At 33.3% G+C, this 19,386-nt stretch carries 26 protein-coding genes and 1 tRNA gene; 12 read left to right on the top strand and 15 right to left on the bottom strand.

Going from position 1 to position 19,386, the window contains the following annotated elements; translation table 11 throughout:
* Positions 1 to 1,131, bottom strand: coding sequence for a glycosyltransferase (locus tag FTRAC_RS03460; RefSeq protein WP_013452842.1), 1,131 nt, complete (start codon positions 1,129 to 1,131; stop codon positions 1 to 3).
* A 22-nt stretch (positions 1,132 to 1,153) separates the two neighbouring features.
* Here FTRAC_RS03460 and FTRAC_RS03455 point away from each other — a divergent pair, with 22 nt between their 5' ends.
* From FTRAC_RS03455 to FTRAC_RS03445, 3 genes are all read left to right on the top strand, one after another.
* Positions 1,154 to 1,969, top strand: a complete 816-nt coding sequence (locus FTRAC_RS03455) for a 2,3,4,5-tetrahydropyridine-2,6-dicarboxylate N-succinyltransferase (protein ID WP_013452841.1) — start codon at positions 1,154 to 1,156, stop codon at positions 1,967 to 1,969.
* 45 nt (positions 1,970 to 2,014) lie between these two features.
* Positions 2,015 to 2,869, top strand: a complete 855-nt coding sequence (locus tag FTRAC_RS03450; RefSeq protein WP_013452840.1) for a DUF3108 domain-containing protein — start codon at positions 2,015 to 2,017, stop codon at positions 2,867 to 2,869.
* An 80-nt stretch (positions 2,870 to 2,949) separates the two neighbouring features.
* Positions 2,950 to 3,543: a tetratricopeptide repeat protein gene (locus FTRAC_RS03445; protein ID WP_013452839.1), complete on the top strand. Its 594-nt coding sequence runs from the start codon at positions 2,950 to 2,952 to the stop codon at positions 3,541 to 3,543.
* A gap of 195 nt (positions 3,544 to 3,738) precedes the next feature.
* On the opposite strand, the gene FTRAC_RS03440 is transcribed toward FTRAC_RS03445, so the two are convergent.
* The 3 genes from FTRAC_RS03440 to FTRAC_RS03430 all read right to left on the bottom strand — a co-directional run bounded on the left by FTRAC_RS03440 (position 3,739) and on the right by FTRAC_RS03430 (position 4,550).
* Positions 3,739 to 3,996 (bottom strand): GIY-YIG nuclease family protein, encoded by a 258-nt coding sequence (locus FTRAC_RS03440; RefSeq protein ID WP_013452838.1) that lies wholly within the window; start codon positions 3,994 to 3,996, stop codon positions 3,739 to 3,741.
* A 170-nt stretch (positions 3,997 to 4,166) separates the two neighbouring features.
* The gene (locus FTRAC_RS03435) at positions 4,167 to 4,424 is read right to left on the bottom strand and encodes a GIY-YIG nuclease family protein (protein WP_013452837.1); all 258 of its coding nucleotides are present in this window, start codon (positions 4,422 to 4,424) and stop codon (positions 4,167 to 4,169) included.
* Between the two features lie 52 nt (positions 4,425 to 4,476).
* Positions 4,477 to 4,550, bottom strand: a tRNA-Met gene (locus FTRAC_RS03430).
* Positions 4,551 to 4,837: 287 nt separating this feature from the next.
* On the opposite strand from FTRAC_RS03430, the gene FTRAC_RS03425 reads away from it, so the two are divergent.
* From FTRAC_RS03425 to FTRAC_RS03405, 5 genes are all read left to right on the top strand, one after another.
* Positions 4,838 to 5,227, top strand: a complete 390-nt coding sequence (locus FTRAC_RS03425; protein ID WP_013452836.1) for an START-like domain-containing protein — start codon at positions 4,838 to 4,840, stop codon at positions 5,225 to 5,227.
* A gap of 91 nt (positions 5,228 to 5,318) precedes the next feature.
* Complete coding sequence (locus FTRAC_RS03420) at positions 5,319 to 5,996, top strand: outer membrane protein assembly factor BamD (RefSeq protein ID WP_013452835.1); 678 nt, start codon at positions 5,319 to 5,321, stop codon at positions 5,994 to 5,996.
* Between the two features lie 224 nt (positions 5,997 to 6,220).
* Positions 6,221 to 6,613, top strand: a complete 393-nt coding sequence (locus tag FTRAC_RS03415) for a hypothetical protein (protein WP_013452834.1) — start codon at positions 6,221 to 6,223, stop codon at positions 6,611 to 6,613.
* Between the two features lie 119 nt (positions 6,614 to 6,732).
* Positions 6,733 to 7,704, top strand: coding sequence for a YheT family hydrolase (locus FTRAC_RS03410; RefSeq protein ID WP_013452833.1), 972 nt, complete (start codon positions 6,733 to 6,735; stop codon positions 7,702 to 7,704).
* A complete protein-coding gene (locus FTRAC_RS03405; protein WP_013452832.1) occupies positions 7,704 to 8,324 on the top strand; it encodes a hypothetical protein in 621 nt (206 codons plus the stop codon). The genes FTRAC_RS03410 and FTRAC_RS03405 overlap by 1 nt, the downstream gene beginning before the upstream one ends.
* Positions 8,325 to 8,357: 33 nt before the next feature.
* Here FTRAC_RS03405 and FTRAC_RS03400 read toward each other — a convergent pair whose 3' ends face one another.
* A complete protein-coding gene (locus FTRAC_RS03400) occupies positions 8,358 to 8,774 on the bottom strand; it encodes a nucleoside deaminase (RefSeq protein WP_013452831.1) in 417 nt (138 codons plus the stop codon).
* Positions 8,775 to 8,971: 197 nt separating this feature from the next.
* Here FTRAC_RS03400 and FTRAC_RS03395 point away from each other — a divergent pair, with 197 nt between their 5' ends.
* The 3 genes from FTRAC_RS03395 to hflC all read left to right on the top strand — a co-directional run bounded on the left by FTRAC_RS03395 (position 8,972) and on the right by hflC (position 12,501).
* Positions 8,972 to 10,441 carry a M20/M25/M40 family metallo-hydrolase gene (locus tag FTRAC_RS03395; protein ID WP_013452830.1) on the top strand — a complete coding sequence of 490 codons (1,470 nt, stop codon included), beginning with the start codon at positions 8,972 to 8,974 and terminating at the stop codon, positions 10,439 to 10,441.
* Between the two features lie 101 nt (positions 10,442 to 10,542).
* Positions 10,543 to 11,532, top strand: coding sequence for an FtsH protease activity modulator HflK (hflK, locus tag FTRAC_RS03390; RefSeq protein ID WP_013452829.1), 990 nt, complete (start codon positions 10,543 to 10,545; stop codon positions 11,530 to 11,532).
* A gap of 27 nt (positions 11,533 to 11,559) precedes the next feature.
* The gene (gene hflC / locus FTRAC_RS03385; RefSeq protein ID WP_013452828.1) at positions 11,560 to 12,501 is read left to right on the top strand and encodes a protease modulator HflC; all 942 of its coding nucleotides are present in this window, start codon (positions 11,560 to 11,562) and stop codon (positions 12,499 to 12,501) included.
* A gap of 439 nt (positions 12,502 to 12,940) precedes the next feature.
* Here hflC and FTRAC_RS03380 read toward each other — a convergent pair whose 3' ends face one another.
* The 9 genes from FTRAC_RS03380 to FTRAC_RS03340 all read right to left on the bottom strand — a co-directional run bounded on the left by FTRAC_RS03380 (position 12,941) and on the right by FTRAC_RS03340 (position 17,853).
* Positions 12,941 to 13,186 (bottom strand): hypothetical protein, encoded by a 246-nt coding sequence (locus tag FTRAC_RS03380; RefSeq protein ID WP_013452827.1) that lies wholly within the window; start codon positions 13,184 to 13,186, stop codon positions 12,941 to 12,943.
* Between the two features lie 73 nt (positions 13,187 to 13,259).
* Complete coding sequence (locus tag FTRAC_RS03375; protein WP_013452826.1) at positions 13,260 to 13,508, bottom strand: hypothetical protein; 249 nt, start codon at positions 13,506 to 13,508, stop codon at positions 13,260 to 13,262.
* Between the two features lie 4 nt (positions 13,509 to 13,512).
* The gene (locus FTRAC_RS03370) at positions 13,513 to 13,953 is read right to left on the bottom strand and encodes a hypothetical protein (RefSeq protein ID WP_013452825.1); all 441 of its coding nucleotides are present in this window, start codon (positions 13,951 to 13,953) and stop codon (positions 13,513 to 13,515) included.
* 94 nt (positions 13,954 to 14,047) lie between these two features.
* Complete coding sequence (locus tag FTRAC_RS03365; RefSeq protein ID WP_013452824.1) at positions 14,048 to 14,758, bottom strand: SDR family NAD(P)-dependent oxidoreductase; 711 nt, start codon at positions 14,756 to 14,758, stop codon at positions 14,048 to 14,050.
* 224 nt (positions 14,759 to 14,982) lie between these two features.
* Complete coding sequence (folE, locus tag FTRAC_RS03360) at positions 14,983 to 15,684, bottom strand: GTP cyclohydrolase I FolE (RefSeq protein ID WP_013452823.1); 702 nt, start codon at positions 15,682 to 15,684, stop codon at positions 14,983 to 14,985.
* Positions 15,662 to 16,072: a 6-pyruvoyl trahydropterin synthase family protein gene (locus FTRAC_RS03355; RefSeq protein WP_013452822.1), complete on the bottom strand. Its 411-nt coding sequence runs from the start codon at positions 16,070 to 16,072 to the stop codon at positions 15,662 to 15,664. Before FTRAC_RS03355 ends, folE begins: the two co-directional genes overlap by 23 nt.
* A gap of 121 nt (positions 16,073 to 16,193) precedes the next feature.
* On the bottom strand, positions 16,194 to 16,850 hold the full coding sequence (locus FTRAC_RS19130; RefSeq protein ID WP_013452821.1) for a hypothetical protein: 657 nt from the start codon (positions 16,848 to 16,850) through the stop codon (positions 16,194 to 16,196).
* Positions 16,847 to 17,515: a hypothetical protein gene (locus FTRAC_RS03345; protein WP_013452820.1), complete on the bottom strand. Its 669-nt coding sequence runs from the start codon at positions 17,513 to 17,515 to the stop codon at positions 16,847 to 16,849. Before FTRAC_RS03345 ends, FTRAC_RS19130 begins: the two co-directional genes overlap by 4 nt.
* On the bottom strand, positions 17,515 to 17,853 hold the full coding sequence (locus FTRAC_RS03340) for a PadR family transcriptional regulator (protein ID WP_041649473.1): 339 nt from the start codon (positions 17,851 to 17,853) through the stop codon (positions 17,515 to 17,517). Before FTRAC_RS03340 ends, FTRAC_RS03345 begins: the two co-directional genes overlap by 1 nt.
* 390 nt (positions 17,854 to 18,243) lie before the next feature.
* Here FTRAC_RS03340 and FTRAC_RS19760 point away from each other — a divergent pair, with 390 nt between their 5' ends.
* Positions 18,244 to 18,405: a hypothetical protein gene (locus tag FTRAC_RS19760; RefSeq protein WP_013452818.1), complete on the top strand. Its 162-nt coding sequence runs from the start codon at positions 18,244 to 18,246 to the stop codon at positions 18,403 to 18,405.
* 99 nt (positions 18,406 to 18,504) lie between these two features.
* Here the strand turns inward: FTRAC_RS19760 and FTRAC_RS19125 are convergent, their stop codons facing one another.
* The gene (locus FTRAC_RS19125) at positions 18,505 to 19,317 is read right to left on the bottom strand and encodes a thioredoxin family protein (RefSeq protein WP_013452817.1); all 813 of its coding nucleotides are present in this window, start codon (positions 19,315 to 19,317) and stop codon (positions 18,505 to 18,507) included.
* Positions 19,318 to 19,386 lie beyond the last annotated feature (69 nt).

Below are 19,386 nucleotides of genomic sequence, written 5' to 3'. Positions count from 1 at the left end.
TTATTTAGATACTATATTTTCTACAAATGTTAACATGGTTTGTTCTTGGCTTTTCCATCGGATTTCCTCTTTGGGATATGTTTTATAGAATGTTACGGTTGGTAATTCCCTAATGAACTTTTCGATGTCAGGATTAATGTAGTTTAAGCATAATCCAGCATGATATTGATCCAAATAGGCCTTCCAGTGAGTGTGAGGCGGGATTATCATAGGTATACCTAAAGCTAGATAATCGTATATTTTTGTGGGAAATCGTCCTGATATGTTGGGATTTAACTGATAGGGCAGTAATGCTATATCTGAATTTTTGATTTCATTTATTATTTGTGCTTGTGGAATTGGTTTGTCTTCTGTTATTAATTGAATAAATTCTATTTGATTAATTTTATTTTGTATTGATTCAAGATATTGATTATCAGAAGAGTATCCAATAATAGTTAAAGTGATGTTGGGATTCGAACTGTGTAGTTTTTTACAAAAATCTATTGCTTCTATTGTACCATATTCTTCACCTATAGTTCCGCTGTAAATGAATTTTAAAGATTGTTTCGATGTAAAATTTATTGAGTTGAATTTTTCCTCATGAGGAATGACCGATTTATTCAAAAGCATGATAAATGGTCTTTTATGAATGAATTTGAGCTGTGTGACATATATCTCTTCAGCAACAAAAAATCCTTCCGTAAAGTATTTAGTTAAGTATTCAGTTACATGTAAATAGAGTAGAGTTATTGATTTAATAACTCCTCTGTAAATGTGATTTTGTTTTACATTAAATTGATAATTTTCAGGTATATCATAGATGATTTTAGTACCAAATAAAATTTTGATCAAGTATATAACCCACAGTAATTCAGGTGTATTGACGATTATAAGTTCAGGTTTTAGTTGAAGGTATTTTTTTATGACATATAGAGGTGCGAAGAGCCGCTTAATTGAATTTCTTTTGAATTTAAAGATGGGATATAGGAAAATATTTTTGGTCTCATCTTTCTTTTTTGAATCAAAGCCTATGATATTTACCTCATATTTATTTGTTTGCGCTAATGATTGTCCAATCTTAGAATAAGAACGAACATCATCAGCAGGTTTAAGAACCGAAGCGATTAAGATTTTAATTTTATCATCCACAGATTAAAGATATAAACAGAAAATGGAATTTAAAGAATTTATTGAAAAGGCTTGGGACAATAGAGAATTGTTAAAAGATAAAGATACTCAGATTGCAGTGAAGACTGTAGTGGAAGAATTAGATCATGGTAAAATCAGAGTTGCGGAGCCTGATGGTGAGGGAAATTGGAAAGTGAATGAGTGGATAAAAAAGGCGGTAATTTTATACTTCCCTCTTCAAAAAATGCAATCTATTAATGTTGGCCCTTTTGAATTCCATGATAAAATTAAGCTAAAAAAAGGTTACGAAAAATTAGGTGTTAGAGTCGTTCCACATGCAATAGCTCGCTACGGTTCTTTCGTAAATTCAGGTGTAGTTATGATGCCTTCATATGTAAATATTGGAGCCTATGTTGATAGCGGAACCATGGTTGATACTTGGGCAACGGTCGGTAGTTGCGCACAGATTGGAAAGAATGTTCACCTAAGTGGGGGCGTTGGAATAGGTGGAGTTTTGGAGCCGGTGCAAGCTGCTCCAGTGATTGTTGAAGACAATGCTTTTATAGGTTCCCGTTGTATCATAGTTGAGGGAGTACGAATAGGAAAGGAAGCTGTTTTGGGAGCTAATGTCACCTTAACTGCCAGCTCAAAAATTATAGATGTAACAGGAGAAAAGCCAGTTGAGCATATTGGTTATGTTCCAGAAAGGTCTGTAGTAATTCCAGGTTCATTTACCAAAAAATTCCCAGCAGGAGAATATAATGTTCCTTGCGCTTTAATAATCGGAAAACGTAAAGAAAGCACTGATAAAAAGACCTCTTTAAATGCTGCGCTAAGAGAGAATAATGTAGCGGTTTAGTCGTTAGCAAAATGTTTGGCATTTAATTTGAGAATAAGCCTATCTATGAAGAAAAATTTGATCTTAGTTATCCTTTTTTGTTTATCAGTTTTTTCTGTTTCAGCGCAGAAAAATTATGAGGACTTGTATTCTGAGATTCCACAGGAAGATTTTCCGGAAATTGAATATGTGCCCTTTGAAGCTGGTGAGGAAATAGAATATAAAATTTATTATAGTTTTATTACTGTAGGTAGAGGACAACTAAAAGTTCACAAAAACCCATATAAAATTAACAATAGAGCGGCCTATAAAGTAGATGTAAGAGCAAAAACTACTGGAATGGTTGATTGGGTGGCTAAAATAGATGATCATTGGGGTGGCTACATTGATACTGCATCGTTAGTGCCACATCAAGCTTACAGATTTATAAAAGAAGGGAATTATCGGAAAAATGAAATTGTTTCTTACGATCATAATTCTCAAATGCTAGAAGTTAAAACTAGAGGTAAAAATGAGGATGAGTATGGTAATCATATGTATTATGAATTCCCCCCTCAAATAAGGGATCTTATTAGTGGCTTTGCTTATTTCCGAGCAATTGATTTTGATACTTTAATGCCTAATGATACCATTAAAATCCCAGCATTTTTTGAAGATACTTTTTATAATTTGGAAATAGTGTATTTGGGTGATGAAACTTTGGATTTAGCGATAGGGAAGGTAAGGGCACATAAAGTATCTCCAGTAATGCCTAAGACGAAAATATTTGATGGTGAAAATTCAGTTATGGGATGGTTTTCTGCAGATAAGAATAAAATACCTTTAAAGATTAATGCTGATCTTTATGTGGGTTCTGGAGGTTTGGAAATAACATCTTTCCGAAATATTAAGTATCCAATCAACTTTGATATGAGTAATTAGTCTAGCTAACAATTCCTTCATTATTTAGTAATTCCATATCAATTCAATTATTTTTGCATTTTAAATTTTATTAGTCAAAAATGAAGTATTTATCTATTCTATTATTTTTTTCAATTTGTTTGATATCGTGTGAGGACAAGGATGAATTGGAAAAAGCAAATCAATACTATAATTCAGGTGATTATAATAAGGCTGTTCAATTTTATAATAAACATTTGGAAATGAAGCCGTCACATGAAATTGCAATTTATAACCGAGGGCGGGCTTATGAAGAACTTGGTCAATATGAAAAAGCAGTAGATGATTTTCTGAAAGTAATTGATATCAACCCTCGAAATATGGGTGCTTATCTAAGTTATGGTAAGCATTTTTATAGAGAGAAGGATTATGAAAATGCAGCATTTCAATTTGAAAAGGCTTATAAACTCAATACAAACTCTTCTCAAGCAGCGACCCTATTAGCTAGAGCTTTTCATAAATCAGGAAAAGTCAATGAGGCGATGGAATATTACGATATTGCTATCAATAATGACGGAGAGAATGCTGAAGCCTTTTTATATAGAGGTGCATTAAAATTACATTTAAATCAACCGGGCGGATGTAATGATATTCAAATGGCTAAAAATATTGGCTACGAGGGGGCCGCTGATTTATATGGTCAATATTGTAAATAGAAATCAGCTTTGTATGGACCTGATGAAGGGATGTTTATTCATCCCTTTTTTTTGGTCAATGGTAAAAAAATAAAATCAAAGTTTCCATCATGTAACAAGGGAAAACAGTTTTCTTCTAAGCATACTGAGCGGGTATGAATGTTGAGCTCCTTCGAAGTGATTGATTTGAGTTAAGCAACGGAGCTAGCAGATTAATTACAGTTTGTATTTTTCATAGACCCCTTCCCAAATATATTCTCTACCCTTTGCAGAATTGAGTTGTTTTTCTCTAATGATAGCCTCTTTTTTGGAATCATAAACTTCAGTGAATAGGATTTCCCAAGGTCTGTATTTTACAGTATATCCTTTTTTGGAATAAATATTATGGCTTTCCATTCGATTAGGCAGGTCAGAAGTATATCCGATATAAATCTTATGATGGTTTGGGTTATAAAGTACGTAAACCTTAAACATTTTCTCTACTTTTGGTTGAAACAAAAAAGGCAGCCGAAGCTGCCTTTAAATAGTAGCGAGAAGCAGATTTGAACTGCCGTCCGCTAGCTAGCGGATATGAATCCTTCGCTCCTCGAAGGGATTCCTATGGGGATAATCAAGTGAGTAAGAAAATCAGGTTAGAAGGTAAATTACAGTTTGTATTTTTCATAGACCACTTCCCAAATATATTCTCTACCCTTTGCAGATTTGAGTTGTTTTTCTCTAATGATAGCCTCTTTTTTGGAATCATAAACTTCAGTGAATAGGATTTCCCAAGGTCTGTATTTTACAGTATATCCTTTTTTGGAATAAATATTATGGCTTTCCATTCGATTAGGCAGGTCAGAAGTATATCCGATATAAATCTTATGATGGTTTGGGCTATAAAGTACGTAAACCTTAAACATTTTCTTTACTTTGGTTGAAACAAAAAAGGCAGCCGAAGCTGCCTTTAAATAGTAGCGAGAAGCAGATTTGAACTGCCGACCTCAGGGTTATGAATCCTGCGCTCTAACCAACTGAGCTACCTCGCCAAATAAGATCATTACATCAAATACTCAAATAATTTTAAAGCGAGAAGCAGATTTGAAACTGCAGTCCGCTAGCTAGCGGATATGAATCCTGCGCTCTAACCAACTGAGCTACCTCGCCAAAATAACAATTTTTACTACTATAAATCCGTTTGATTTAATAGCATATCCGAAATTGGAGTGCAAACATAATGAATTATGATTTCAAATTCCAAATAAAAATGAAAAAGAATTTATTGTGATATATGATATTTAATCCTAACTTATCCACTACAAAAAATGAACTGATTATGGGCTTGAAAAAATTCACAGGTGATTTCGAAATTAACGCTTCCAAAAAAATGCTGTATCCTTATATCAGTACAGCTAGTGGCTTGTCACAATGGTTTGCAGATGATGTAAATATAAATGAAGATAAGGAATATAATTTTATATATGACGAGGAAGACCATCCTGCAATTATGGCTGGGCATCGGGTTAATCAATTTGTGAAATTTGAATTTCCAGAGGAAGGGGAGGAAGATGATCCTGCTTATGTAGAAATTCATTTGGATGAGAATGAACTGACTCAATCCATGTATATGAAAGTAGTTGATTATTCTGATTTCGAAGATGAACAGGAACAATATGAGGTGTGGGAAGGTCTAATCAATAATTTAAAGGAAATAGTGGGAGGTTAATTTATCTAACTTTTAAGGAATCTTTATTAGTTTTGTGCGTTTACGATAAGAGATTATTTACCAATCCTGTTAATTTATTGTTGATTTTGAAATGAAATATTGTTTTCTAATTCTATTTTCCCTTTCTGTATTTACATGTGAATACTCATTTGCCCAAAATCAGAAAGAAACACTTAATTTCCATTATGAAAATGCACAAACAGCAATGCAAAAGGGCGATTACGAAAGTGCCAACACCCAATTCCGTAAAATCCTGAGATTAGGAGTTAAATTGCCATCTGAGATGCCCTACCTATTTTCAAAAACACTGTACGAAATTGGGCAATATCAAAATAGCCAAAGTTTTTTGAATAAATATTTTGAAATAATGGGTAAGGCGGGAACCTATTATGAAAATGCCCAAGAGTTGAAAGAATTATTGGAACTTCAACTTAATAAGAGCTTGTCTTGCCAATATTGTGATTTAAGTGGCTACAGGTTGGAAACATGCGCTACTTGCCATGGCGAAAAACAATTGCTTAAAAAATGTGATTATTGTGAAGCCAAAGGAAAAGTAGGGTGCACAGCATGCAGTGGGGATGGTGTTCTGATTCAATTGGGGGCTATGGGTAATAGAAGTTATAAAACATGTCATCAGTGCAAAGGAGAAGGCATCAACGAATGTCCAGTTTGTGAAGGAGATATGGAATTGTATACTTACTGCCCAAATTGTCTTGGAAGCGGAAGTACTAGTACTGAGGTAATCTGCAATCACACTGAAAATAATTAAAATAATCCGGCTTACTTTCTTTAGTTGCTTTTTGAAATTCTGTAGTAACGATAATTCATGATAATTAAACTTTTCAGCTATACTTTATCGTAATTTTCGGTCGCTTTGTCTAAAATATAGGTTTTTATAAAATCATTTAATGAAGTTTTTTTCTTATAAGTAAAAAAATTACTTAATTAGATAAAAATTAAATAAGTGATAAAAAATATTAAATAAATTTCATTATGTCATATTGTAAAGTTATCGATTATAAAGGAGTGAAAATGGTTTATACCGATATTGAAAATACAAATGGTGGAGAAGCAATTCCTACTTTTGATGCAGTTCAAAAATTAGTGGCTGAATTTCCAGATAAATCTGTTTTATCTTGTGTTAATGCTACTAATGCAAGATTTAACAAAGAACTCTTATCTAAAATTAAAGAGACCGTTAAAAAGAATAACCCAAAGTCCAAAGCAACTGTGGTTTGTGGTTTAAGTAAACTATCTACATTAATTTTGAATTCAATAATTGCTGCCACAGGTAGAAAGATGAAATTATTTGATTCTGTGGAAGAAGGACAAAAATGGTTGTATGAATATGAAATGAGTACCTCAAAACAATCTGCAACTGCATAAGGTAATTATCTTTGTAGAAATTATTATTTACCCAATTGGAAACAATTGGGTTTTTTTATGCTTTTTAATGAAGCAGAGGAAAGTGTTTATTATCTTCGGCTTTGTTTAAAAAGTAAAGCATGCCAGTAATTAAAAATAGTCAATATAAACCACCATTTTATTTATTTAATCAGCATATGGAAACTATTTTTCCTAGTGCTTTAAGAAAAGTGAAAGGTGTTCAGTATGAACGTGAAAGAATTGAGACCAGAGATGATGACTTTTTGGATATCGATTGGGTGAAAAATGGTAATTCCCGCCTCATAATAGCTTCCCATGGATTGGAAGGTAGTTCTGATAGACCTTATATAATGGGTATTGCCAAATTGTTTAGTCAAAATAAATGGGATGTATTGGCATGGAACTGTAGAAGCTGCAGTGGTGAAATGAATCGTAGAGAATTTCTTTACCATCATGGATTTACACAGGATGTAGAAGAGGTAGTTCAAAAAGCTTTAAAAGAAGGTTACAAGGAAATTGTAATGATCGGCTTTAGTATGGGAGGGAGTCTAACTTTAAAATATGTGGGAGAAAATGGTAAGGATTTATATCCAGAAATAAAAGGAGCAATGGCTGTTAGTGTCCCATGCAATTTGTCAAGCAGTTCTCGAATGTTGGCACTCAAGAAAAACAAATTTTATCAGAATCGCTTTATGCGAAAATTAGATGTAAAGTTGAGAGAAAAGAATGAACAATATCCAAATCTCATTCATATTAAACCTTGGCAATCCTTTGCAGATTTTCATGAATTTGATACACATTATAGTGCGAAAATATTTGGTTACAAGGATGCTCAAGATTTCTACGATAATGTGCAATGTTTTCCTCATTTGAAAAAGATTGCTATCCCCACCTTAATTTTAAATTCGTTAAACGACCCAATGTTAACAGGCGATTGTTATCCTGAATCGGAAGCAGAGAGGAATGGTAATATTGAATTGGAATTAACTAAGCATGGCGGTCATGTAGGCTTTCTTCAGAAGGGGAAACCTTACACCTATGCAGAAGAAAGGGCTCTTTCTTTTTTTACTAAAACATTAAATGAATTGTAATGAAACAGGAGGTCATACGGAAATTAGAAAATTTTTTAAATGACTTTCACTATTATAAAATTGAAGGACATAATGCCTTCCAACAATTGTTCAAGAGGGGCAGTAAAATAGTGGTGTTGAATGCTACTGCCTATGAAGATGGATTGATGCTTGAAGTTCAATTGGCGATTAGAGTCGATGAGATTGAAGCAAATATTTTTCGCTTTTACAAACAACAGGAAACAGAAAAACTCAGTTTAAGCTATTGGGAGAATCATTCCCAAATTTCACTAGGGATCTCAAAAAGAAATTTAATTCAGAATGAAATTGAGCTTTCAAAAATCCTCTCAGAAATAGAAAATGCCTTTGTCAAAGAAGGGTTTAAATGGTTGGATGACTTATCAAACTTGAATAATTTATCGGAGCATTTGAAAGAGGTGATATTTTCAAGTGTTAAAAGAAAGCCCAATTTGTTTAAACTCTGTCAAAGGAGTTATTTATTGCAAATCTTATTGGGGGAGAAAATCACTGATGCGGTTTTTTATGAATATTACGAGCAGTTGCAGCTCCATAAAATTCCAGAACATCAATTAGAGGAATTTTTAGAATTCAAAAGTTTTCTAAGTTCAACTAAATACTAATGTAGTTCAAATACTGGTCATTTTTAAGTAATTCTATTTAAATAATCCCTCACATTCTATTGCTAAAAGGCCACCCTTAATAATGGGCGCATACCATGATTCAGAAGCGATTTTTTTAGCTCTTATGTTTATTTGATTGCCATATTTTGAAGCAGTTGAAATATCACACCCATAAATCACTTCTCCAATGCCTGCCCAAATAATGGCAGACATACACATGGGACAAGGTTCTACAGTAGTGAATAGTGTCAATTCTTCAGCTCTGTCATAATCAAGTTGCTTGATTTTGCTGATTGCGTTAATTTCAGCATGTGCTACAGCACCATCCAAAATAGTAGTGTTGTAGCCACTCACATGCTGTCCTTCAGGATCTACCAATACTGCTCCGAATGGTGTTTTGCGCTCCTTGGCTAAATCAATAGCCAGTTTCATCCAAAATTCAATATTCATTTCTTTATGTCTATTTTCATTGATCAAAATTTTCACCTAATCCTCTTGTTGAGGTTATCGTCAATCCATACTTGTTTTGTGTTTTGATTTGGATAGATTGATTTCAAGTCATTTCACTGGCTTTTTTATTTATGGTGCATTGGAATTTCAATATTGTGCTTAGATTTGCTTAACTTCAATTTTGAAAATTTATAACAATGAAAAATAAACAGAAAACCATTAAACTACTAATTTTCAGCCTACCACTTTTTCTTCTTGTATCCTGTGTTACCGATCAAAAAGAAGAGCAAAATGTTTTAAATGCAATAAATAAGGAAGTTCAAAGCAACAGTAAAGCTTACACAAACTTAGAGAAAATGACTTCAGAAATAGGTCACCGTTTGACAGGTTCTGATAATGGTGCTGAAGCAGAGGAATACACTTATGAGTTATTCAAATCTTATGGATATGAAGATGTTCAATATCATGAGTTTGAAGTAGAGGCTTGGGCTCGTGATTCGGTAAGACTTGAAATTAATAAACAAGAAGTAGAAGAAGTTGTATCCTTGGGCCATTCTCCAGTGTCAGCTGATGTTGAGCATCAAGTAATTGATGTGAATAATGGTTTGAGAGCTGATTTTGACAGCTTAAAGAATGAAGTAAAAGGTAAAATTGCTTTGGTTTATATAGGAATTTTAGAGGACAGTCCTGAAGGTCTGAAAAATATCCATCGATCTGAAAAAACTGCATTGGCAATTGAATACGGAGCTGAAGGGATCATAATTATAAATCAAGTTCCAGGTGGAGTGTTATTGACGGGAACGGCATCCGTAACTGGGAGCTTGATTGATATTCCTGCTATTTGTATAAGCTATGAAAAAGGGATGGATTTGAAGAAGCAACTAAAAAACGGAGAGGAAATTTCCGCTCATATTCAAATGAGTAATAAAAGTGAAATGATCAAGTCAAGAAATGTGATTGCTACTTTACCAGCCAAAGAGAAAACGAATGAAAATATCATTCTTGGAGGTCATTTAGATAGTTGGGATTTGTCCACTGGCGCCATTGATAATGGAATAGGGATAGCTGCAATTTTGGATATTGCCAGAACTTATAAAGCACTTGATTTACAACCTAAAAGAAATATAAAATTTGTGATGTTTATGGGAGAGGAGCAAGGCTTGTTAGGCTCAAAGGAAATGGTGAAAATGTTGGCTGATCAAGGTGAGCTAGGCAATGTTTCTTATATGATGAATATTGACATGAGTGGCAACCCGAAAGGGTTTAATGCTGCTGGAAGAACAGAGATGCTACCTTTGTTTGATGAGATTGGTGCAAAAATACAGGCGGTTGATTCAAGTTATGAAAATACAAATGCCAATAAAGCAGGCCTACATAGCGATCATCAGTCATTTATGATGGAAGGTGTTCCCGTAGTCGGCTTAGTTGGGAACTTAGAAAGAAAAGTTTATAGCTATTATCATTCTAATGGAGATGATTTTTCATTGGTAAATGAGGAACATCTTAAGAATACCGTACGTTTTGCAGGCATGTTCTTATGGGAGTTGGCTAATTTAGAGGAAATCCCTACCAAGAAATTAGATTTTGAGCAAACCAAAGATTTTTTAATTGAACAAGGTTTAAAAGAAGAATTGGAGTTAGGGAACGAATGGAAGTGGGGTGAGTAATAATTAATAATTAGTAATGGATTAATTAATAGTTACGAATTAAAAATTTAGTAAAAACGAGTTTATATAGTAAAAACAATTAACCAATAAAAAGCATATTTATGGCAGAATTTGAATTTGATGGGGACAAAGCAAAAGAGTCCTTTCAAAAAATAGTAAAAAACATACGCTTGATAGTAGTGGTGGTAGTAGTTCTAGCAGCTGTTATCAGTACTTTCTTTCAAGTAGGAGCAGAAGAAGTCGGGGTTGTAACCCGGTTGGGAGCTTACAATAGAACGCTTGAGTCTGGGTTGAACTTTAAAATTCCATTTGTGGAATCAGTGACTAAAGTTCCGGTTGAACGTCAACAAAAGCAGGAATTTGGTTTTAGAACGACCAGTGCAGGTGTTCAATCTACATTTTCTAAAAGAGGTGCAGAAGGTGAATCTTTAATGCTGACTGGAGATTTAAATTTAGCAGATGTAGAATGGGTAGTCCAATATCGAATTGATAACCCCTATAATTTCCTATTCAAAGTAAGAAACCCAGAAGAAACTTTAAGGGATATTTCAGAATCTGGGATGAGACAAATAGTTGGTGACAGAACCGTGAATGAAGTGCTTACAGTTGGTAGAGCAGAAATTGCTGGGAAATTGAAAGTTTTAATTCAAGAGATTTCTAATGATTATGAATTAGGGATTAGGGTTGAGCAAGTGGTTTTACAAGATGTGACACCACCTGAGCCTGTTAGAGGAGCATTTAATGCGGTTAATGAAGCGCAACAGGAAAAAGAGACTTTGATTAACCAGGCTAAATCTGAGTATAATAAGGTTATTCCTAAAGCAAGAGGTCAGGCTGAGGAGACTATTCAAAAAGCTGAAGGTTATGCAACAGAAAGAGTGAACAATTCTGAAGGTGAGGTAGCTAGGTTTAATGAACTTTATACTGAGTACATTAAAGCACCAGGTGTTACTAAAACTAGGATTTATCTAGAAACCATGCAGGAAGTAGTACCTAAATTAGGAGATAAAATTATTACTGATGAAAAAGGAGGAAATGTATTGCCATTGTTAAATATGGCTACGCAATCAGGTAAGAAAATTAATCAGTAATTATTTTAAAAAATTGAAATAGGAAATATGAAAAAATCATTAATAACCATATTAGTCATAGTAGTAGTTGCTTTAATAGTAATTGCTCAGAGTGCATATATAGTTCGCGAATCGGAACAGGTGATCATCACCCAGTTCGGAAAGCCTGTAGGTGATGCAGTAAAAGATGCTGGAATTCATTTCAAAGTTCCCTTTGTGCAAACAGCAAATTTCTTCGATAAGCGATATTTAGAGTGGGATGGTGATCCAAATCAAGTACCGACAAAAGATAAGAAATTTATTTTTGTGGATACTTATGCCCGTTGGCAAATTACAGACCCACTTCAGTTTTTCAAACGTTTGACTAATGAACGTGGGGCACAGTCTCGTTTAGATGATATTTTGGATGGGGAAACGCGTGATTTTATTGCCAACAACTATCTTGAAGAAGCAGTAAGAACAAGTAATAGAACACCAATCTCTAGTGGTGCAATAAGTGAAATCGTAGAGGATAGCTTGGTACAGATAAATGTTGGTCGTGATAGCATTCAAGAATACATTCAAAAGTCAGCTAATTTGCAGACTCAAGACTTAGGAATTGAAATTCTCGATTTCCGTTTTAAAAGAATCAATTATGTTGAGGAAGTTAGAACCCAGGTATATGAAAGAATGAAATCTGAGCGTTTCAGAATAGCTGATAAATTCCGTTCAGAAGGTCAGGGGGAAGCTTCTAGAATTAACGGGGAGAAAGAGCGCGAATTGAAAAGTATTCAATCAGAAGCCTTTAAAATTGCTGAGCAGATAAAAGGTAAAGCGGATGCAGAGGCCGCTGCTATTTATGCTAATGCATATAATAAAAATAATGCCTCAAGAGAATTGTACTCCTTTTTAAAATCCATGGAAACATTTCAGAGGACTTTTAATAGCGAAACTACTGTGATTTTATCTACAGATAGTGATCTCTATAAGTATTTAAAATCTATGGACTAAGTATTTACCTGAATTCGATTATTAATTCACGATTCAGACCGTTTGTAAGTAGTGAGATTCAACTAAAAATATTGTAGCAATAGCGAGCTTTTGTAGGAAAATTTTAGGAAGAAAATCGCTATTTACAAGCGGAATCAAAAAAGCTTTTCTACGTAAATCCAATATATTGCGTTGTCTTTACTCTATATAGCTCGCTATATCTTAAAAAAGACCACGCAGTATATTCTTGGATGCCAGCCATAAGCTGGTAACCCCTTGGGTGAATAATCTGAATTACCAAATTAATGTGGAATTCAGGTTATTTGTTTTTATAGAAATAGCAAAACATCCGTTTAAAGTGCGGATGTTTTTTTGTTGGCTGTATTTAAAAATATAAAGGCACATGCCGCATAACATGTGCCTTTTAGTAAACCGTACTTTGTCTTCTGTTTTTTTTTGATTATTTCTCCTTATCAGTAGAGAGTTCTAAATCAAAAGTCTTGATCTGCTGTTCTAGTTTCATTACATAATCAATCGATTGCTCAATCATAGTATGTTGCGCTTGAATTTGCTCCTTTAAAAATGATATTTCATCATTTAATCCATTTATTTTTGATTCATACTCTTTTTGAAGCTTAGCTTTTTCTTCTTTTGCTCTTCGAAGCTGATCTTTATAGAAATAGTACGATTCTGGAATTCTACTCATGCAATAATAATAAGCCGTTTATCAAAATTGTTTAAAAAAACGTAACCTTTTTTTTAGCGTTATTCTCTTACTTTTAATGTATGCTTTGAAAATTACCTGAATCTATTCTCTTTTTTAATCCTTTTAATTCTTTCCCTAATTTATTCGCATAATCCACTGCCATTTTAAGCATATCTTGTTGAGCCATTAGTTGCTCTTTCAAATACGAAACTTCTTTCTTGAGCTCTCCAACTTGATTCTCATATTTCGATTTAAGAATCTTAATTTCATTATTGGATTTCTCTAGCTCTAATTTTAACTTTTCTACAGTATCAACGGCCATAAACTCAATTATCAATTGCGTCTTGGAGAGAATCTTTATATTGAATATCCATCTCATTGAATTTCAAATTGGGATTTTCTTCTTTGATTTTTTCTCTTCCAATTTTAACACTTTGCTGAAAGACTTTATTATCAGGCAAAATTTTTCTGTGTGTTTTCAGGCCTTTGTGCCACATTTGCTCTTTCCATTCTGTAAAATACCACTCCATTGAAGGTTGATGGAAAACAGTTAATTTTCTTTTGTCAAAGATTAATTTCGATATCTTTTTGGACTCTACTAATTTACCAATCTCTTCAAAAGTTTTCTTGAACTCTTCAATTGGAATGTATGTACTATTTGCTTCCACAACCGCAATAGGTTTACCCTCAACAAAAGAAATTTTCGCATGTGTTCCTTCATGATGGGAGACAAGCTTGTCTTTCAAAGTTTCTGTTTCGTTGCTCATAATCTTATTTAATATTGGTTTAAAAAATATTTGTTTTTAATAAAAATTTATTTGGTGTTGTAACATTCACTTAGCTGAAATGTTTGATGTTCTCTTAAATATTTCTGATTCGTTCCATTCCACCATCTACTCCAATGATTTGCCCAGTAATCCAACTGTTCTCACTATCTAGTAAGAAGCAAGCAGCATTTGAAATATCTTCGGGTTTACCAAATCGGCCAATTGGATGCCTTTTGTTAGAAGCTTCTTTTTTCTCATCATTAGATAATAGATTTTCAGCTAGCGGGGTATCAGTTAGGCTGGGAGCTACCATATTTACTCTGATTTGTTTAGAGGCCAGCTCAGCTGCAATGCTCAAGCCAAAACCTTGTAAAGCACCTTTTGCTGAGGCAATGGAAGCGTGAAATGATAATCCTGTATTGGCGGCTACGGTACTGAACAGTACAACGCTAGCCCCTTTAGCATTCTTTAAAGCCTTTAATGATTGCTGAATGACCATGGCGGCACCTACTGTGTTCAATCTGAAGTCGTTGATATAATCATTCTCTTTGATGCTCTGAAAAGGCTTAAGATTAATGCTACCGGGACAGTAAGCCAATCCATGCAGTGTATCTGGTAACTGTTTGAGTTCATCCTTCATATCCAAAACATCTAATTGAATGTAGTGGAAATCACCTGATAAATCTGGTTTATTTCGAGATGCCAAAATTAAATTGGCACCTTCTTTTTTCAATTTTTTGGCAAGACTTAAGCCAATTCCTGAGCTTGCTCCAACTATTAAAATATTTTTATCCTTAAATGACATATTATCTTGTTTAATTTTATAAGTTATAACATTAAACAAGAGCTATTGTTTACAAATTTCAGCTGATTTTTAGATATTGGATATGATTAACTTTTTAAAGATTAGAGATTCAAAGTAATTCTGTAATTGCAGGTATGCTGTTAAGTGATTATACTTGATTTTAAACTAAAAAAGCCAGCTTCAAAATCGAAACTGGCTTTACACTATTTAATTCATAAATGATTTTAGCTATTATTAGGAGAATTAATGTAATCCAAAAATTCTCTTCTTGTAGCTTCATCATTAAATTTACCACCAAAATAAGAAGTTCCTGTGCGGCTATTGGTATCCCCTACGCCACGGGAAGAAACACACATGTGATTCGCATCCATAACAACTGCTACATCTTCCGTTTGCATTACTTCTTTCAATTCCTCAGCAATTTGAACTGTTAGTCTTTCCTGCACTTGTGGTCTTTTCGAATAGTACTGAACAATTCTATTGATTTTTGATAAACCAATAACCTTCCCACTTGAAATATATGCCACATGCGCTTTTCCATAAATTGGAACAAAGTGATGCTCACAATGCGAGTAGAAGGTGATATCCTTTTCTACTAACATTTGACTGTACTTATATTTATTCTCAAAAAGCTTCGGTTGTGGTTTGTTTTTTGGGTTCAATCCACTGAATACTTCTTTTACATACATTTTAGCCACTCTGTTTGGAGTTCCTTTCAAGCTATCATCGCTTAAATCCATACCCAGAATGTGCATGATTTCCTTAAAATGCTTAGCAATCATTTCCATTTTCAAGTCATCATCCATTTCAAAGGCATCGGCTCTTAATGGAGTTTCAAAATTTGATGCTACATGATCATCACCGAATTCTTCAAGCTCATTAATATTTTCCAAATCTCTATTTTTATTCTGTGGGGTATTCGACATAGTTTCTTTCCGTTTCGTATAACTTGATTTTTAATTCTTTTTTAGGGTCAATTTTTTCCCTCAACAAATTAAAAATTACAACTGCAATGTTTTCAGCGGTGGGATTGAGATCTAAGAATTCCTTTGTATCAAGATTCAAATTTTTGTGATCAAATCTGTCCAATACCCTCTCTTTAATCAAATCACTCAACACTTTCATATCCATAACATAACCGGTATCAGGATCCACTTCTCCTGTTACTTTAACGATAAGTTCGTAATTATGACCATGAAAATTGGGATTGTTACATTTACCAAAAACCTTCTGGTTTTTTTCTTCCGACCAGTTTGGATTGTTTAACCTATGGGCGGCATTAAAATGTTCTTTCCTGAAAACTGCTACTTTCATTAATATTTATTTACTGAAGGTCAAATATACGGCAATAACACGGAAGAGTTCGAAGTGTTTAATAAATAAGTAAAAATATTAAACATTTTTACATGTCAAGAACTTTATATCCTTTTCAAGTTCAATTTGATTGGTAAAGTTCGTGTAACTTTTCAGTTTTTTGAATCATTTTCTCCGTACCCCCATAAATTGAAAATGCTATTATTATAAGTATACCATAGCATGCTATTTTATACCCTGGATCAAGTTTCATTAAAATGTTAGCTTGAACGTTAAATAGTTGAATGGTGATAAGAAAAATAAAACTGATTGCCATTTTAAAGCTAAGATATCTTTTGATATGTTTTTTCCGAAGATAATATGTAATAGAATATAGTAAACTAAAGAAGCAAAAAGTATAGAATATGACTAAGGAAGCTATATCAAAGAATTTAGGTAACTGCTGATAAAATGTGATTAAACATAAAATAGTTAATAGAGGAATTAGGACTTTGTAGCCAGTCAAAAGCTCTTTCCCTGATTTTAGGTATGCCTTAAATAGTTGCTTACGAATTCTTCCATTAATAGAATCTTCTATGGTACTAAATCCAAATACCCCAAATGATTTATGGACCTCAGAAAAAGCTTGTTCTAAATCTAATTCAGGTTGTTGTTCCATTTTTTCTTCAATGGCAGAAGCTACATGGTCAATTATTTCATATTGAACATCCGTGTGAGTAAATCCTCGCTTCGAGATCCAGGATTTGATTTGGGCTATTTGTTCGGTTGATAATGTCATAAATACTGTACTTTAATTTTAGTTCTGAAAACTTTTAAGCCAATGAAGGCCAGTGAAAGGAATAACAAAATCATAAATAAAGGCACAACAGGATGTTGCACGTAAAATTCTTCTCTAGATTGATAAGGCTCTAAGAAAAATGCTGGTAAAGATGCTGATAAATTAAAAAGTGATGTTGGCAAAATTATAAAATGAGTAGTGGCACTCAAATGAGCTGAATTTAGTCTTTTATTGCCATATTTTTTGAATCTAGATAAGATATATCCGTAAGCAGGAATTCCGATTGTCAATACTGAAAGTGGAATTAGGATACCCCAAAAAATAAAATCCATAGGAAGAAATTCTATAATTGTATACCCTAAAAAAATTATAGCCAGTGTTGAAATAATTTGTGGCCACCGCCAAAACTTTTTAAATTCTGTAAGATAGATTGTATTAGCCATTTTCATGGTTTTACCTACTAAATTTCTATTTATACTCACAAGCTTATAGTAATCAAATTCTTGATCTAAAGCTTCCAATGTTGCTTCAAAATCATTTTCTCCTGTTTCATAAGCAGAAGCATAATGATCATACAATTCATTGTAAAGTTCAATGTATTCAATAGGCTTTTTAGCAATATGATTAGCTAACTGCTCTTTTTGTTTGCCTGTTAAAGTTCTCATCAGCGTAATTTTAAATTAAGTCCTAAAACTCTTTGCATATTCAAGAGGAAAGCCTCCAGTTCCTGCATTTTCTCAGCTGTGGCTTTCTTTCCATCTTCTGTCAGACGGTAATATTTCCGGATCCTGCCATCTACTTTTCTACTTTCGGTGGTGAGTGTGCCTTCAGCTTCTAATTTATGCAAAGTAGGATAGAGGGCACCCTCAGTCAACTTGATTTCATCAGAAGTTAGTTGTTTTACTTTCTGCGTAATTTCATAACCGTACATTTCTCCAGTGGTTTGCAACAGATGCAGTACAATAGTGGTCAGACTTCCTTTTATCAATTGCTGATTTGCCATGATGCAAGTATACAAAATTTTCTTATGCATAAGGAAATTAGGTATTAATTAATTTATATTTTTTTTGCCATTGGTTATAAAACAATTCTGTATCCAACATTATTAACTGGAAGATTAAAATTATGAAGTGCTAAGAAGTCTAGAGCTAAAGAGCATTACAGAGAATCAAAGAATAGAGAATCTACAAACAAGTCTGCAAGGAGTATGTGCCAAAATCTTTATAAATAATGAGCGCTATCAGATAGCTGCAAACATGAACTTTATTTAGCTACTAAGAATGAAAATTGAGAGCTATCAGGGTTTTATTCACAAGAAACAGAGGAGATTGAGTAAGCTTAATTAGTAGTTGAAATATAGGCTATTTCTCGTTTAGTGATAATTATGAAAAATATGGCTTTTGAGAAGCTTGAGGAAGCTATTTTTGAACAAGACGACAAAGCTTTGATAGAATCATATAAGTTTTTAGTACAGTCATTTGATGCAGGTCACCATACTCACGGACATTGGCTTATTAAATTGAGATTCCAAAAGTTAAATGGCTTTTTCTATTAAGATTTTGGTCAATTAGCATCCTTTACTTTAAAAAAATGGAATCTCTGATTTTTAAATTTCTGAGATTCCATTTTTCTATTTTAGTAGTAGATAGTACGGTTAATTTTTTTCTAAATGCGATAAATATTCTGCTGATTTTATTTTTGCTTTAGCTTTTTCGAAAGAATCAACATTTCCTTCACATTTAAAGCAATAGGCTTTTATGAACTGCTTCATATCAGCTAATTCTTTATTCTTACCTGCCTCCATCTTATCAACTTTTCTGATTGCCCTTTTATATCTGCCTTGATAAGCGTCATTAAGTAACATTTTCATTTCAGCCAAAGCTATTTTTTCTTCATTCTCGCTGTTCTTTGTTATTTCCTTTAAATACTTATCACTTTGTGTCAAAAATCCGTTTTTCAAATCATCAATACTTCCTAAAGCCAATTTGAAATATTCTTCTGCAATCGAAAAGTATTCATCATCTTCATATTCTTCACCTAATTCCAATAGTTTTAGATTTAGCCCATTTAAACTTTTCGGCAAGTTTTCTAAAACCTTTTTATAAGGAGAAGAATGACTATATCCAGTGCGTTCCCATATTATATCTCCAGAAGCGGTTGCTAGTACAACATGTGGAATTGATCTGATGTTATAAGTAGCCGCTAGTCCTCTTTCTAGATCAATGTCTATTTTGAAAGCTACAAAATTTTCAGATAATACTTTAAATTCTTCAGTATCCCACATATCACTGTCCATTTTCTTGCATGGTCCACACCAAGTAGCCCAGAAATCCATTAAAATTAATTGATCTTTTTCGGCAGCGATGGCCTTGGCCAACTTTTCAGATGTTAGCCAACTAACTTGAGCGTTCCCAGAGGAACTTAAAACTAAAATCAGCGTAAATAATAAGGGTAAAATTCTTTTCATGGTTCTATATTTTCGTTAAATTTTAAATTAAAGGATTGCTTATTTTTTTTCCAAGCATATTCACACATT

It is taken from the genome of Marivirga tractuosa DSM 4126, assembly GCF_000183425.1.
GTDB classification, from domain to species: Bacteria; Bacteroidota; Bacteroidia; order Cytophagales; family Cyclobacteriaceae; genus Marivirga; species Marivirga tractuosa.
This window is presented reverse-complemented; position numbering and strand designations above follow the sequence as displayed.

Coding starts and splice junctions, on each gene's coding strand:
- FTRAC_RS03455 (WP_013452841.1), top strand. CDS start 1,154: ATGGAATTTAAAGAATTTATTGAAAAGGCTTGGGACAATAGAGAATTG.
- FTRAC_RS03450 (WP_013452840.1), top strand. CDS start 2,015: ATGAAGAAAAATTTGATCTTAGTTATCCTTTTTTGTTTATCAGTTTTT.
- FTRAC_RS03445 (WP_013452839.1), top strand. CDS start 2,950: ATGAAGTATTTATCTATTCTATTATTTTTTTCAATTTGTTTGATATCG.
- FTRAC_RS03440 (WP_013452838.1), bottom strand. CDS start 3,996: ATGTTTAAGGTTTACGTACTTTATAACCCAAACCATCATAAGATTTAT.
- FTRAC_RS03435 (WP_013452837.1), bottom strand. CDS start 4,424: ATGTTTAAGGTTTACGTACTTTATAGCCCAAACCATCATAAGATTTAT.
- FTRAC_RS03425 (WP_013452836.1), top strand. CDS start 4,838: ATGGGCTTGAAAAAATTCACAGGTGATTTCGAAATTAACGCTTCCAAA.
- FTRAC_RS03420 (WP_013452835.1), top strand. CDS start 5,319: ATGAAATATTGTTTTCTAATTCTATTTTCCCTTTCTGTATTTACATGT.
- FTRAC_RS03415 (WP_013452834.1), top strand. CDS start 6,221: ATGTCATATTGTAAAGTTATCGATTATAAAGGAGTGAAAATGGTTTAT.
- FTRAC_RS03410 (WP_013452833.1), top strand. CDS start 6,733: ATGCCAGTAATTAAAAATAGTCAATATAAACCACCATTTTATTTATTT.
- FTRAC_RS03405 (WP_013452832.1), top strand. CDS start 7,704: ATGAAACAGGAGGTCATACGGAAATTAGAAAATTTTTTAAATGACTTT.
- FTRAC_RS03400 (WP_013452831.1), bottom strand. CDS start 8,774: ATGAATATTGAATTTTGGATGAAACTGGCTATTGATTTAGCCAAGGAG.
- FTRAC_RS03395 (WP_013452830.1), top strand. CDS start 8,972: ATGAAAAATAAACAGAAAACCATTAAACTACTAATTTTCAGCCTACCA.
- hflK (WP_013452829.1), top strand. CDS start 10,543: ATGGCAGAATTTGAATTTGATGGGGACAAAGCAAAAGAGTCCTTTCAA.
- hflC (WP_013452828.1), top strand. CDS start 11,560: ATGAAAAAATCATTAATAACCATATTAGTCATAGTAGTAGTTGCTTTA.
- FTRAC_RS03380 (WP_013452827.1), bottom strand. CDS start 13,186: ATGAGTAGAATTCCAGAATCGTACTATTTCTATAAAGATCAGCTTCGA.
- FTRAC_RS03375 (WP_013452826.1), bottom strand. CDS start 13,508: ATGGCCGTTGATACTGTAGAAAAGTTAAAATTAGAGCTAGAGAAATCC.
- FTRAC_RS03370 (WP_013452825.1), bottom strand. CDS start 13,953: ATGAGCAACGAAACAGAAACTTTGAAAGACAAGCTTGTCTCCCATCAT.
- FTRAC_RS03365 (WP_013452824.1), bottom strand. CDS start 14,758: ATGTCATTTAAGGATAAAAATATTTTAATAGTTGGAGCAAGCTCAGGA.
- folE (WP_013452823.1), bottom strand. CDS start 15,684: ATGTCGAATACCCCACAGAATAAAAATAGAGATTTGGAAAATATTAAT.
- FTRAC_RS03355 (WP_013452822.1), bottom strand. CDS start 16,072: ATGAAAGTAGCAGTTTTCAGGAAAGAACATTTTAATGCCGCCCATAGG.
- FTRAC_RS19130 (WP_013452821.1), bottom strand. CDS start 16,850: ATGACATTATCAACCGAACAAATAGCCCAAATCAAATCCTGGATCTCG.
- FTRAC_RS03345 (WP_013452820.1), bottom strand. CDS start 17,515: ATGAGAACTTTAACAGGCAAACAAAAAGAGCAGTTAGCTAATCATATT.
- FTRAC_RS03340 (WP_041649473.1), bottom strand. CDS start 17,853: ATGGCAAATCAGCAATTGATAAAAGGAAGTCTGACCACTATTGTACTG.
- FTRAC_RS19760 (WP_013452818.1), top strand. CDS start 18,244: ATGGCTTTTGAGAAGCTTGAGGAAGCTATTTTTGAACAAGACGACAAA.
- FTRAC_RS19125 (WP_013452817.1), bottom strand. CDS start 19,317: ATGAAAAGAATTTTACCCTTATTATTTACGCTGATTTTAGTTTTAAGT.